The organism is Polaromonas sp. P3_B1 (assembly GCF_056402935.1).
Genome location: NZ_JBFUGK010000034.1, coordinates 50,686 through 65,377, shown reverse-complemented (window position 1 = coordinate 65,377; position 14,692 = coordinate 50,686). Strand labels below are relative to the sequence as shown.

General features: G+C 65.3%; 8 protein-coding genes. 5 read left to right on the top strand and 3 right to left on the bottom strand.

All coding sequences use genetic code 11. The features are described 5' to 3' along the window. Positions 1-407: 407 nt before the first annotated feature. The 3 genes from AC1DXS_RS18590 to AC1DXS_RS18580 form a co-directional block, all read right to left on the bottom strand. Positions 408-1,415 carry a FecR domain-containing protein gene (locus AC1DXS_RS18590; RefSeq protein WP_477738951.1) on the bottom strand — a complete coding sequence of 336 codons (1,008 nt, stop codon included), beginning with the start codon at positions 1,413-1,415 and terminating at the stop codon, positions 408-410. A gap of 316 nt (positions 1,416-1,731) precedes the next feature. After that, entirely contained in the window at positions 1,732-2,541 is an 810-nt protein-coding gene (locus AC1DXS_RS18585; RefSeq protein WP_477738950.1) for a sugar phosphate isomerase/epimerase family protein, read from the bottom strand. Positions 2,542-2,551: 10 nt separating this feature from the next. Continuing rightward, positions 2,552-3,601 (bottom strand): Gfo/Idh/MocA family protein, encoded by a 1,050-nt coding sequence (locus AC1DXS_RS18580; protein WP_477738949.1) that lies wholly within the window; start codon positions 3,599-3,601, stop codon positions 2,552-2,554. A 112-nt stretch (positions 3,602-3,713) separates the two neighbouring features. Here AC1DXS_RS18580 and AC1DXS_RS18575 point away from each other — a divergent pair, with 112 nt between their 5' ends. From AC1DXS_RS18575 to AC1DXS_RS18555, 5 genes are all read left to right on the top strand, one after another. Further along, positions 3,714-4,640: a LysR substrate-binding domain-containing protein gene (locus AC1DXS_RS18575; protein ID WP_477738948.1), complete on the top strand. Its 927-nt coding sequence runs from the start codon at positions 3,714-3,716 to the stop codon at positions 4,638-4,640. A 412-nt stretch (positions 4,641-5,052) separates the two neighbouring features. Continuing rightward, positions 5,053-6,066, top strand: coding sequence for an alpha/beta fold hydrolase (locus AC1DXS_RS18570; protein ID WP_477738947.1), 1,014 nt, complete (start codon positions 5,053-5,055; stop codon positions 6,064-6,066). A gap of 76 nt (positions 6,067-6,142) precedes the next feature. Next, complete coding sequence (locus AC1DXS_RS18565) at positions 6,143-9,187, top strand: porin (RefSeq protein ID WP_477738946.1); 3,045 nt, start codon at positions 6,143-6,145, stop codon at positions 9,185-9,187. Positions 9,188-9,196: 9 nt separating this feature from the next. Further along, positions 9,197-13,105: a beta strand repeat-containing protein gene (locus AC1DXS_RS18560; RefSeq protein ID WP_477738945.1), complete on the top strand. Its 3,909-nt coding sequence runs from the start codon at positions 9,197-9,199 to the stop codon at positions 13,103-13,105. Next, positions 13,092-14,651: an argininosuccinate lyase gene (locus AC1DXS_RS18555; protein ID WP_477738944.1), complete on the top strand. Its 1,560-nt coding sequence runs from the start codon at positions 13,092-13,094 to the stop codon at positions 14,649-14,651. Before AC1DXS_RS18560 ends, AC1DXS_RS18555 begins: the two co-directional genes overlap by 14 nt. Positions 14,652-14,692 lie beyond the last annotated feature (41 nt).

Below are 14,692 nucleotides of genomic sequence, written 5' to 3'. Positions count from 1 at the left end.
GGCCAACACAGCGGGAAACGGATTGTTAGGGAAGTCTTCCGGCACCAAGACTTCTGGTTCATCGTTAGAAGCACCTTCCCTGGTCGTCTCAGAGGATTTCATACGCACCGCCGCGATTGTTGGTGAACACAAAGACCATGGACCTCAGAATAGGCAATCAAAATCTTGTGTCAATAGCAACTATTAGCGGTGCAGCACGAAAACTGAAGACCTATAAAAATGCCACCAATCGCTTTGATCGAATTAGGATGCCCGTTGGAGCTCGGCAGGCGCAGTACTGGTTTTGGCCGTGTCGCTGATCACCTACGGCACGGTTATGCTTCCAAAGGCGGCACGGTTATGGTTCCAGGGACACATGCGGGGACTTTCCTAAGGTCGCTAACTTGAGCGCAGCGATGCTCGGGTGATCATTTTGCGGTGCGATGTTTTTCGCTGGCTCTGTCTCGTTGACCCGCCCGTTTTTGAGCCCGGCTTTCCTGCTGCTGCCGAGTTTTTTCCTGCCGCTGTTCCCGCAAAGCCTGTCGTGCTGCCTGTCTGTCTTTCGATACCTCAGCGGCCCGAGATTGGCCGGTGTTGTTTCCCGGCTGCTTGAGGTCCGCCCGCCCCTGGCGAAGAGTTTTCTGACGCTGCCGGAACTGCTCGAAACGCTCGTTGGCGCGCAGTTTTCCACGTTCGCGCAAGCGTTCTTCCATGCGCTGGCGAATATTTTGGGCATGGCTGTTTATCGCGCTTTCCTGTCGTGTACGCAGGCGTTCAAAAATACCAGGGACGACTGCATGGCGCAAAGGTCGCGCGCCTGAGCTCGGCGAATAAGCGGCCGTGCCGGACGCAATGTTCACGACTCCGTTTTGGTTGCGCAAAGTGGTCGCGCCCTCGTTGACATGGTTATGGACCCCTGGCTCAAGGCCCGCCGCATCTCCAGCTTGTACCAGTACCACTTCGTGATCGGTGCCCCTGACCCCAATCGTTGCAGTGTTGGCGGTGATTCGATAACGCGGCGCGTCGAGCTTGCCGATCCACCCGGTCACCGATCGCAATGCGCCTCTGATCAAGTCAATTGTCGCCGTGTCCGTGACATCACCGGTCACTACGTACTGGGCTATCCGAACGGTCGAGTTTGGTCGTATTGCGAGGTAGCCACCATCGTCAAACGCAACGTGGGCCTCAGAGTCATTCCTGGTTTCAATGAGGTCGCCTTGGAGCAGCTTGGCGCCTTTCACCATGCCGGTTGGTTGCTGCCCGGCCCTCCGCAAAGTGACCTCACCCACCACCAAATCAGCACTGCCAATGCTTTGAGTAATGCCAGTTCCTCCCGAACCCACTTGCGCGGACCCGCTGCGCCACCACATCACCGTCGTCAACGATACGAAACTCGCCAGCATGCGCCGGCGGAGAAAAAGCGGAGACAGGTTCATGGGTGTAGTTCTGGTTTGATCTCAAGCGTTCGGCGCGTGTGAGACTTATATTGACGAGCTTCCCGTTTTCAATGACAAATATATTGGAAATCCAGCGGCTACGTTAGCGAATAGCCCCTTATTTGCTGTGAAGCAAACAAGGGCTGCCATCGCCATAGCGTTGGCAGAGTTTCAGGCGGCAGGGGGCGATTTGCGGCGAGCCCGCGCGCAGCCGCGGACGTGTGCGGGATCTTTGGCAACAATTCGGCTACCGCGGCACGCTTATGCTTCCAAAAGCGGCACAGTGATGCTTCCAGGGACAACTCAGCCTGCGAAACTAACGAGACGGCCGCCAGGATTTCAGCAACTCCCGCGACGCGGCGCAGGCTCGCGCGGCGCGCTGCGGCAGTCCGAGCTCCGGATGGGTTTTGCCGGCCGGCGCCTCCAACGACAAGGGAATATCGGCAGGCAAGGCATCCATGTAATCTTTCAGCGGCAGTTCGCCTTCGCCTGGGAACAAACGTCCCTGGCGCGCCTCGTCGGTGATGCCGGCATCGGTCGGGTCCTTGAGCGGCGCGTCGCACAGCTGTATGGAGCCGAGCAGGGCGGTGGGAATATCGCGCAGCATGGCCGCTGTTCCTCCGGACCTGTACAGGTGCAGCATGTCCACCAGCAGCCGGCCGTTGGGCCGCGCCGCGCGCGTGACGATGGCTAGGGCCTGAGGCAGTGTGCCGACGATGCGAAAGCGCATGAACTCCAGGTCCACACCCATGCCGACGCCGGCGGCCAGGTCGCACAGCGCGCCGAAGTTGTCGGCCAGGCGGGCGAAGTCCGTGTCGTCGCCGGAGACACTGAGCCGCCGCGCGCCCAGCTCAGCGGCCAGCGCCACGGTGGCCGCGTAGTCGTCCACGCGCAGTTGCGGCGCGACCGAGAGGAATTCCACGTCATGCACGCCGACGCCGGCATCGGCCATGTGGCGGCGCCATTCGATGACCGTGGGCCTGCTCAGCGGATAACACAGGCCGCCGGGCACGGCGGGAAAGATGCGTAGGCCGACCTTCTGGTAACCGGCCTGGGCCGCAAGGTCAAAGAAGGCGGGCGGCGCCGCGTCGAGCACAGTGAGATGGGCAAGAGACAGTGGGGTCACGCTGTCGCCCTCAAGCCGGCAGCGCGACCGCGCGTCCCGTCGTTGCCGCCTGCGTCACCGCCAGCGTCGCTTCCAGCGTGCGGAAACCGTCCTGCGCCGAACACACGGGTGCTTCGCGGCCCTCGATGAGCGCGGCGAAGTGGCGTAGCTGTTCGGTGTAGGGGCAGCCGATGTGCAGGGCCGTGCGCTCCAGGGTCAGCGGGTCGTGCCAGCCATGGGCCGGGCCCTGGTCCTGGCGGTAGCGCCAGACTTCCAGGCGCGGCAGGGTCAGCGAGCCTTCCGTGCCTGAATAGAAATGCGCGTTGATGTCCTGGCGCGGGAAGCGCTCTGCCTCGCCTGCGGCGAGGTCCCAGTTCCAGGGCGCGGCCGCCGTGTCCGACACGGTGACCGTGCCCAGCGCGCCGTTGCGAAAGCGCAGCGCGACTACCGCGGTGTCCTCGACTTCGAAGCCGCGAACCGCGCTGGAGGCCAGGGCCTGCACGCTGTCGATTTCCCCGTAGAGGTGGCGCATCAGGTCGATGTCGTGGATCAGGTTGATCAGGATGGGGCCGCCGCCCGGCTCACGGCGCCAGGCCACGTCGAAGTAGTCGCGCGGCTTGAGCCAGGTGCACATCACCGTGGCGCTGACCGGCCGGCCCAGGGTGCCGGCGGCCACGATGGCCTTGGCCTTGCGCATGATGGGGTTGTGGCGGCGCTGGTGGCCCACCAGCACCGGCAGCCCGGTGGTGCGCGAGGCTTCGCAGATGCGCAGCCCGTCGGCCAGCGTGTCGGCAATGGGTTTTTCGACCAGCACCGCGGCGCCGTGTTCCAGGCAATCGACCGTGATCTGCGCGTGCGTCACATTGGGCGTTGCGACGATCACGCCCTTGGGCCTGGTGTCGGCCAGCAGGCTTTGGTAGTCAGGGAAGCAAGGCACGCCGATAGAACGCGCGAAGTCTGCGGCCGCCGGCGTCGGGTCGGCGATGCCGGCCAGTGCAACGTCCGGGCTTTTGAGCGCGCGGTCTATATGGGTGATGCCGATCAGGCCGGCGCCGATCACGGCGATAGGAAGTCTGCTCATGGGTCCTTTTCTTGATGAGGGCTGTTGTTGGGCTGGAGTCTAGTAACAACAAAAATATCTACAACCAGCAAATAGTTGATTCATATTCAACGAACTGTTGATAATCAAGGCCATGGACCTGAAGGATCTGCAAGTGTTTTGCGAGGTGGTGCGCCGCTCCGGCTTTGCCGCCGCTTCGCTGGAGGTCGGCACCACGCCGGCGCACATCAGCAAGCGCATAGGCATCCTGGAGTCGCAGCTGGGTGTGCGCCTGTTCCACCGCACGACGCGGCGCGTGGTGATCACCGAGGACGGCGAGCGCGCCTACCAGTGGGCGCGGCGCATCCTCGACGACACCAACGCGATGTCCGAGGCTTTCAGCAGCGCCAAGAGCGAGCCCTCGGGCCAGTTGCGCATCGCCACCAGCCAGCGCCTGGGCCGTGAACACGTGGCGCCCATACTGTCCCTGCTTGGCACGCGTTACCCCCGCATCGAGGTCTGGCTCGAACTGCTGGACAGGCGCGTGGACCTGGTCAGCGAGAACTTCGACCTCGACATCCGTGTCGGCGAGCCGGCCCAGCCGCAGCTGATTGCGCAGCGCATGGTGGAGAGCTGGCGCATCCTGTGCGCCTCGCCCGAGTACCTGGCGCGGCGCGGCCATCCCAAGTCGGTGGCCGAACTGGCCGAGCATGAATGCCTGCTGTACCGCGAGCGCGAGCAGCCCTTCGGCACCTGGCGACTGACAGGGCCCAAAGGGCCGGAGTCCGTCAAGGTGACCAGCCGCTTCAGCTCCAACCACAGCGATGTGGTGAAAGGCTGGAGCGTGGACGGCAAGGGCATCTGCCTGCTGTCGATCTGGGATGTCGCGCAGCCTTTGCGCGATGGCCGGGTGGTGAGGGTGCTGCCCACGCACCACGAACCGGCCGACGTCTGGGCCATGACCAGCACCCGCTCGGCCGGCTCGGCCAAGGTCAGGGTCTGCGTCGAGTTCCTCAAGGAACAGCTGACGCGGGGGCCGCATGCGCTGCAAATAGGCGCGCGCTCGTCGCGGCCCGCCTAGGCCGCGAACCAGCGCCGGGGCCTTGGCGGCCCGCGGCTTTTTTCACTCGATTTATTTCGGCTGTACGCGGCGCGCGCGTGGCGTTTGCGCGCTTCCGCCCAATGAAGGCGGGGGGCGACAGACTTATTGAATACTTTAAAAGTATCAACTACTGCGAATCAAGATATTTTACATGCTGCACATGCCTTCCTAGAATCGCCGAAAACAGCGCTGGGATTTGCAGGTTGTTACAGATTGCCCCTCCCGGTCGCTCGCAAAAAAGTCGTCAAGGAAACGCAGGATCCGTGATCCATTTGTGCCACGTATAGACGGGAAACCGTCATTCAGGCACGACGCGTGAAGCCTTTTCGATGCACATGTTTTCGACAAGGTGGGATCAGGTATGACATGTATTCGCAATAGGTGGTTACAAGTGGTCGTGGCAATGGGCCTGGCCTTTCTGTGTGTGCGCCTTTTCGCCGCGGCCGACAAAACCGTCGGCGAACTGCCCAAGGAGCAGGTGATTGACCTGGAAGCGGCGGGCGCCGCCTATCCCTTTGCGGTCTATTCCAACATCGACCTGCATCGCCCGGATCCGGGCATCCAGCGCGCGGTGATCTTTGTGCACGGCGTGCAGCGTGATGCCGACCGCTACTTCGGCGTGGGGCTGGGGCTGCTGCAGGCCGCGCGGCTGGACGCCTCCAGCACCGTGTTGCTGGTGCCGCATTTCCTGACGGCGTCGGACCCGTCGCCGGACGGCAGGATTCCGCTCTGGCGCGGCGGCAACTGGATGCAGTGCCAGGAGTCCCGCGGCAAGGAGGCCATCAACTCCTGCGGCGTGCTCGACGATCTCGCCCGCTACCTGAGCGCGGACAAGCGATTCCCTGTGCTCAAGGAAATCGTCTTCATCGGCCACTCGGCCGGCGGCCAGCTGATGCAGCGTTATGCCGTGCTGAACAACAGCGAGGAGGCCTTGCGCAAGGCGGGCATACGCGTGCGTTATGTGGTCTCCAGCCCGTCCTCCTACCTGTACCTGGACGCCAACCGTCCCGAGGGCGATGACTTCAAGCCGGTGAACAGCATCCTCTGCCCCGGCTACAACAACTTCCGCTACGGCCTGGCCAACATGGTTCCCTACGGGCAGGGCATGGAGGGTGAACAGCTGTTCAAGCGCTACGCGGCGCGCGAGGTGCTCTACCTCGTGGGCTCCGAGGACAACGACCCGGCCTACGAGTCGCTCGACAAGTCCTGCGGCGCCGCCACGCAGGGTACGGACCGCCTGAACCGGCACAGGAACTACATGCGCTACGAGCAGTTCCTGGCCCGCAAGTGGAGCACGCCGGTGACGCGCGCGACCATGGTGGTGCCGGGGGCAGGCCATGAGGCGGCGGAGATTTTTGAGTCGCGCGACGTGGCGGCAAAAGTTTTCCCGGGCGCGGGCAACTAGCAAAGCGCACGCAACAGGGAAAAAGCACGACCAGAAACAGGCGCACAGAACAACAAGACAAGAAAACGAAATCCATATGCCATCCTCACGCCTTGCCGCGCCCCGGCGCACACTCCTCGCGTCGCATATCTGCGCGATGCTGGCCGCCGCGCCCTTCACCGTGCCATTTGCGGTCCATGCGCAAACGCCGCCCAGCGCCGGCACCTTGTTTGACGCGAACCGGCAGCAGCTGTCGCCCGCGGAAAGCACCGGCACCCCGGCTGCGGTGCAGCGTCCCGCGCGCATCGAAAAAGAGATGGAAAGCAGCGACGAGGGCCAGGGCCTTCCCGCAGGCGGGCCGGGCGTGCAGGTGACGGGTTTTGTACTGAGCGGCAACCGCTCGCTGCCCGCTCCCGAGCTGCAGGCCGAACTGCAGGAGTTCGTCGGCCGCGAACTGGACTTCGCCGGGCTGGGCAAAGCCGCCGCGAAGATCACCGCCTACTACCGCGCACGCGGCTACCTGGTGGCGCGCGCCTATCTGCCCGCGCAGGAAATACAGGGCGGTGTGGTCGCCCTCGGCATCCGCGAAGGTGTCATCGGCCGCGTGGTGGCCGAGCCCGATACCAACGTGCGGCTGGACCCGGACCTGCTGGGCCGCCACCTCGCGGGGCTGCAGCCGGGCGAGGTGATCCAGGAAAGCGATCTGGAAAACACGCTGCTGCGGCTGTCCGACATCGCAGGTGTGAGCGTCAAGGCGGTGCTGCGCCCGTCGGCCGAGCCGGGCGCCACCGACGTCATTGTCAAGGTCAGCGAGATGGGCGCCATCACCTCGCGCGTGAGCATAGACAACGGCGGCAGTTTTTACACGGGCGCCAACCGGCTGTCGGTCAATCTGAGCCTGAACGACGCACTGGGCATGGGTGAGAGTTTCAGCTTCAACACGCAGCAGACGTTTGAAGGCCTGCGCATTGCCAGCATCGGCTACACGCAGCCCCTGGGCACGACGGGCGTGTCGGTGGGCGCGAATTTCGCGGGCCTGCAATACAACATCGGCAAAAACCTCAAGGAGGTGCAGGCCAGCGGCGAAGCCCAGATCAGCACGCTGTTTCTCAACGCCGCGCTGCTGCGCAGCCGGCGCGCCAACGTCAATGCGTCGCTGTCGGCGGAACACCGGCACTTCCAGGATACGACCAGCGGCACGACGGTCGACAAGTCCGCCAACGTGCTGGGCGCGGGCCTGTCCGGCGACTGGCGCGACGACCTGGCGGGCGCTGCGGCGAGCAACAGCTGGAATGCGCGCCTGAGCCTGGGCAACCTGAGAAAGGAAACCGCCAACGACGCCGCGCTGGACCGCTTCACGGCGAATGCGGCCGGCGACTATAAAAAGCTCAACCTGTCGTACAGCCGGCTGCAGCAGCTGGGAGGCGGCTTCTCGCTGCTGGGCTCGGTCAGCGCGCAGTACGCCGACAAGAACCTGGATGCCTCGGAAAAAATGAGCCTGGGCGGCTCGGGCGGCGTGCGTGCCTACCCGAGCGGCGAGGCCGCGGGCGACCAGGGCATGCTGGCCCGGCTGGAGCTGCGCAAGACCCTGGGCGTCGTCGGCAACTCCGTGGTTGAAGGCGCGCTGTTCGCCGACGCGGGCCGCGTGACCATCAACAAAAAGCCCTGGGACGCCAGCGAAAACCGCGCAAGCCGCTACGGCTACGGCGTGGGCCTGAATGTCTACAACAAGGACCTGGTGTTCAACGCGAGCTTCGCGGTGTCGCCCGGCGTCAACCCCACCAGCGAGCCGAAAAGCGCGCGCCGCCTGTGGCTGTCGGTCTCGGGTTCGCCCCAGGCCTTCACCGGCCTGGCTTCCGGAAGCAGCGACGGCAACAAGGGCGAGGATTTTGAGGAAGCGCAGGACGGCATGCTGTTCTACGGTTCGCTGGGCATCGTCCCTGAATATGTGAGCCGATCCGGCTCCACGCCCGCCGCCCCCGCCGACCAGAGCAAGCTGGCCACGCCCAACGGGCGCAACATGTCGGGCTTCTGGCGCGCGCGCGACAACGTGTCTTACGTCGGTGCGCGTGGCGGCATCCCGATTTACGACCAGTGGAAGATGCTGTGGCAGCTGGAGCTGGGCCTGTCGCTGAGCGCGGGCGCTGCGGGCGTGGACGCCTCGCCGGACTGGACGCACCGGCAGGAGCTGCGCAACACCGGCGTGGCCGTTGCCCATCCCGATGCCGGCACGGCGATGTACGGCAACTGGGACATGCCGCTCAAGGAAAGCACCTCTTCCTTCGACCCCTTCGGCGGCACCACCAGCGCGGCCCACTACAACATCATCGGCTCGCCGGGCTTTGCCACCAGCATCGCCCGGAACTCGGGGCCTGTAGGCACGGCGGCGGTGAACAACAACGACGATACCGCCTTCAACCGCCGCCAGGCCGGCATGTACGCCTACTGGACGCCCAGGATGAACGGCTTTCAGCTCAAGCTGGCTTACTCGAACAACGGCATGAAGGCCGCGCCCGACGTAGACACCGGCTATCTTTACGGCGGCAGCCTCTCGTACGAGAAAGGCGGCTTCTCGGCTGTGGTGGCGGCCGAGCAGCATGTGAACTACTTCGGCATCGCCAGCCTGGGCCGCAACGCGCGCGGCGTCGGCACCAACACCCATGTCACGCAGGGCACGACGTCGGACGACTACAGCGTGCGCTACGGCGTGGCCTACGATTTCGGCGACACCAAGGTGTCGCTGATCGCCGACGAGCTGAGCTACGCCGAATCCGGCGTCGTCAACACCAGCGTCACCTCGAGCGACATGTCCAGCTACCGCCGCCGCGCCTACATGGTCGGCATCTCGCACAAGATAGGCGCCTGGCAGCTGCGCGCCAGCCATGCCAAGGCCTTTGCCGGCGACTGCACCATGATTTCCGGCAACGGCGTGAACTGCTCCACCGACGGAATGGGCGCGACCTCGCAGGCCATCGGCTTTTCCTACAACTGGAGCAAGCAGCTCAGGATCTTCGGCCAGTACGTGGTGCTGCGCAACCAGCCGCTGRCCAACTACAACTACGCCGTCGCGGGGGTGTTCGGCACCTCCGGCGTCGGCACCACGATTCGCGCGATCGGTGTCGGTATCAACTACACATTCTGAGGGGCTCGCATGACACACCAACCTTCCCCGGCTTCTTCCACTTTCTCGGCACGCAAAACGCGCCTGGCGCTGACGCCCCTGAGCGCGGCCCTGCTGTCGGCGTTGTGCACGATCTACCCTGTGCGGGTGTATGCGCTGGACATCAATGCCTTGCCCACCAACGGCCAGGTCACGGCCGGCAGCGGCAGCATCAGCCAGAGCGGGACCGTGATGAACGTGGTGCAGGGCAGCGACCGCATGGCCGCCACCTGGAACACCTTCAACATCGGCAGCGCGGCCAAGGTCAACTTCGTGCAGCCCTCGGCCTCGTCCGTGGCGCTGAACCGCGTCACCTCCAGCGATGCCTCGCAGATCATGGGCCAGCTCAACGCCAACGGGCAGGTCTTCCTGATCAACCCTTCGGGCATCCTGTTCGGCCAGGGCTCGGCCGTCAACGTCGGGGGCCTGGTCGCCAGCTCGCTCAATATTTCCGATGCCAATTTCATGGCCGGCAACAACCGCTTTGACGCCGGCGGGGCGGGCGGGGCGGTGATCAACCGGGGCAGCATCGTCGCGGCCGACGGCGGCTACGTGGCGCTGCTGGGTGCGCAGGTGCGCAACGAAGGCAGCATCACGGCCCGCCTTGGCAGCGTGATGCTGGGCGCGGGCGAAAAGGTTACGCTGGACTTCAACGGCGACGGCCTGATCAACATGCAGGTCAGCGACCCCGCACTGGGCGCCAGCGTGGTGAACCAGGGGCTGCTCAAGGCCAACGGCGGCGTGGTTGTCATGTCGGCCCGCTCCAGCGATGCGCTGCTCTCCAATGTGGTCAACAACGAGGGGGTGATAGAGGCGACCAGCCTGCAGCGCCGCAACGGGGCGGTGCTGCTCGACGGCGGCGGCGCGGGCGTTGTCGCGGTGAGCGGCCGCGTTGATGTCTCGGGCCGCAATGCCGGCGAAACCGGCGGCAGCTTCAAAGCATTGGGCGAGTACGTCGGCGTGTTCGACGGCGCGCGCATCGATGCCTCGGGCGACGCCGGCGGCGGCACCGTGCTGGTGGGCGGCAACTACCAGGGCACGGGCACTGAGCGCCAGGCCGCCGGCACTTACATGGGCGAAGACGCCCGCATCCATGCCGACGCGCTCAGCAGCGGCGACGGCGGTAAGGTCATCCTCTGGTCCACCGACAGCACGCGCTTTCATGGGGGCATTACCGTGCTGGGCGGCGGGCAGACCGGCAGCGGCGGCCTGGTCGAGACCTCGGGCCACAACCTGGAAGCGACGGGTTCGGTGGACATCAGCGCGGCCTCCGGAAAGGGCGGCACCTGGCTGATCGATCCCTACAACATCAACATCACGAGCACGGCAAGCGTCGGCGCGACCGGGAGTTCCCCTTTCACTTCCAGCGGCGCAGCCAGTTCCAACCTGAGTTCGGCCGTACTCAACGCCTCGCTGTCCGAAGGCGCCAACGTGATTGTCCAGACCTCCGCCGTCGGCGGAACCTCGGGCGACATCAATGTGCTGGACAACGTCAAGGGTGTGGGCAATGCCTCGCTGACCCTGCAGGCGCATCGCAACATCATCATCGGCAGCGGCCGTGTCATTTCCAACGGCACCGGCAAAAGCCTCAACGTCTCGCTGGTCTCCAACTACGGCGATACCGGCAACGGCTCGGTGGCATTGACTGGCAGCACCATCACCACCAACGGCGGGGCCATCACCATCAGAGGCGGCAGCAATCCGCTGACCGGCTATGCCGCCACCAATCAGAGCGGCGCCTCGGGCGTAGCGATCACCGGGGGCACCACGCTGAGCACCAGCGGCGGCAACATCACGATACGCGGCGCCTCCACCTCGACAAGCTCCAGCAGCAGTGCGGTGAACATCTCCGGCTCCACGCTCAATGCCGGTGGCGGCAACATCTCCATCCTGGCCAACGTCGGCATCGCCGGCGCGACCGGCGATGCCTTTGTGCTCACGGGCGGCAGCAATGTGCTGACCAGCGGCGCCGGCTCCATTACCGTGGACGCCACCAACCTGGGCAGCGGCAACGGCACGCGCATCTTCAGCACCAACAACACCCTGGCTGCCAGCGGTTCCGGCGACCTGACGATCAGGGGCAACGCGACGACCGGCTTCGGCGTGCTGATCTGCTCGACCGCCAGCGGTTCCTCGCAGCAACTCACCGTGGGCAGCGGCAACCTGACGGTGCAGGCCAATTCCAACGGCTTTGCCGGCGCCGGCCGCGGCGTTTACCTGGCGGCCTCGGGCACCGGCGGCGTGGTGCTCAATGCCACGGCCGGCGGCGCCATCAGCGTGGGTGGCAGCAGCACCGGCAGCTACGGCACGGTGCTCAATTCGACAGGCTCGGGCTCGTCCATCAATATCTCCACCACCGGCAACATCACGCTGAGCGGCAACACCTCGGGCGGCACGACGCCGGCGCTGGGGCTGCTCAGCTCCGGCAGCGGCACCAGTGCGGCCACCGCGTCGCAGATCAACGTCACCACCACGGCAGGCGCACTCACGCTGCTGGCCAACAACAGCGTGGTCAACCCCACCACCGGCTCGTTCAAGGCCGTGTCGCTGGATGCCAGCGGCGCCTACGCCGGCATCAACCTGGGCACGCAGTCCGGCGCGCTGACGGTGGACGGCACCAGTTATTCGGGCCGAGGCGTGGACATCGCACCGTCCGGCGCCAATGCGGCGATCAACATCACCACCGGCAGCGGCGCCATTGCCGTCAACGGCAACAGCACGAGCAGCTTCGGCGGCTACGGCATCTTCCTGAACTCGACCGGCAATTCGAACGGCGTCAACGTCACCACCGTGAGCGGCGACATCACCTTCCGCGGCGACTCCATAGGCACGTCCGACGCCATCTCCCTGGGCGGCAGCGCCACCAGCACCAACTCGGTCAACAACATCGCTTCGCAGGGCGGCAACATCACGCTGCTCGGCAACTTCCACTCGCCGAACACCGGGGAGCTGGACCACGGCATCGCCATCCAGAACGTAGCCAACCGCATCCAGACCACCGGCTCGGGCAACGTGACGCTGGTCGGCAACGCCGCCGACCAGGGCAATGGGATCAGCATGTACGGCGGCGGGAAGGCGCTGGTCAGCGTCGAGAACGGGGCGCTCGCGATCACCGGCACCAGCGTCTACGGCGACGGGGTAGGCATGCAGACCGGCAACAATGTCATACGCGCCACCGGCAGCGGTTCGGTGAGCGTGGCCGGCAGCTCCACCTACGGCAGCGGCGTCGCCATCTATCCGTCGACGGCGACCAGCTCCGCCGCCATCTCCACGGTGTCGGGCAAGCTCTCGATCACCGGCAACAGCAGCGCGGCGTCGACCGCGCCGGCGGTGCTGGTGCGCAGCGCGGCCTCCGGCGCCGCCAATGGCGTCAGCATCACCTCGGCCACCGGCGACATCGACATCCAGGCGACGACCGCCGGCTCCGGCGAAGGGCTCTCCATCGTCGGCAGCAGCACCAATGCCTTCAATACCATCACCACCGGCGGCGACGGCAGCCTGCGCGTTTCGGGCTCCGGCGGCAGCTACGGCGTGCGCATAGACGGCGGCACCAACAAGCTGCAGGTGGAAAACGGCCTGCTGCTGATCACCGCCAGCGCGCCCAACGGGCAGCCTTTCAGCCAGTCTTCGGACGTCACGACGATTGGGGCCACCGGCTCGGGCACCGTGCTGCGCAACCTCGGCGGTACGATGAACAACAGCCTGACCAGCGCGGCATCGGCCTCCGCCACCGCCGCGCTGCAGTCGGACATGGCCGGCGGCGACTGGATGGTGCCCCTTGCGGGCGACGCCACGTCTTCCTCTTCGGGCAATGGCGCGGACAAGCTCACCATCTCCGTGGTTTCGTCCAACGCCAGCCTCAATGCATCCGCCGCGGGCAAAGACGATGCTCAGCCTTGAACAGGCGTGCGCCGGTGCGTCCGGGGGCGCCACGCGGCCGCGCCGTGCCGGGCGGCTGGTGCTGGCTCCGCTGCTGCTGGCGTCGCTGTGCGCCATGGCCGTCGCCGCCGACAAGAAAGCCGGGCAGGCCGAGCACGACAATTTCCATCTTCTCGGCGAAATGAACAAGGCTTCCACCGTGATGGTGGTCGAGACCGGAATCATTCCGCCCGAGCTCGGCAAAAAAATCGCACGGGCGGTCGACCAGGTGATCAAGAACGGCAACCAGCCCGGCGCCAGGCGCCCCGGCGACTACCTGCAGTACGAGCCGCTCATCCTCGCGCTGGCCGGCCCCGACGGCTCGCGCATGCATTCAGGCCGCAGCCGCCAGGACATCCTGTCCACCACGCGGCGGCTGATGCAGCGGGAGCGCGCGCTGGCCCTGATGGACGCGATGATCCAGTCGAAAGCGCAGCTGCTCGCGGTGGCCGAGAAGAACCTGGACACCATCGTTCCGGCCTATACCAACGGCGTGCAGGCCCAGCCCACTACCTATGCGCATTACCTGCTGGCTTTTGCCTCGGTCTTCGGGCGTGACAGCACGCGTCTGAAGGAGGCCTATGCGCGCCTGAACATGAGCCCGCTGGGCGCGGGTGCGCTCGGCACCTCGAGCTTTGCGGTGAACCGCGAGCGTCTGGCGGAGCTGCTGGGCTTTGACGGCGTGGTGGAAAATTCCTACGATGCGGCGCAGCTCGGCGCGCTCGACCAGGGCGTGGAGCTGGTCGGCCTGTGCAGCAATGCAGCGCTGATGATGGGCCTGCTGGTTCAGGACATGCACACCCAGTACCACCAGACCGCGCCCTGGATCACCATCCAGGAAGGGCGGCTCACCGGCACGAGCAGCATCATGCCGCAAAAGCGCAATCCCTATGCGCTGAATGCGCTGAGGCTGCAGGCCAGCGAAGTGGTGGGCCGCGCCTTCACCTACCAGCTGGAGACGCACAACGTCACGCCCGGCATGCCCGACTACAAGCGCGACCAGGTCGAAAAAACCCTGGAGCTCACCACCGACGCCTTCGTGAAACTGGCGGACCTGATGAACAACCTGGTCATAGACCGCAACCGCGCCCTGCAGGAAGTCGACGCCGACTACTCCACCACCACCGAGCTGGCCGATATCCTGCAGCGCGATGCCGATATCCCTTTTCGCGTCGGCCACCATTTCGCCTCGGAGCTGGTCAACCATGGGCGCATCAACAAACTCAAACCCGCCGACATCCCTTTTGACGTCGTCAGGCAGCTGTATGCCGAAGCGGTGAAGACCTTCAAATTCCCGCGCACGGAGTTTCCGCTGACGCAGGAGCGCTACCAGACCTCGTTGACTGCGCAGAACATGCTGGCCTCCAGCAAGGGCCTGGGCGGCCCGCAGCGCGCGGAGACCGCCAGGATGCTGGCGGCCGAGAAGGGCCGGCTGGACCAGGACGCCGCCTGGCTCAAGGCGCAGGAGGAAAAACTCGCGAGTGCCCAGGACAAACTGGACCGCACTTTTTCGGGACTCACCCGGTGAGTTTTCCTGCGGCTGCGGTGATACTGGCGCAGCGGGCCTGA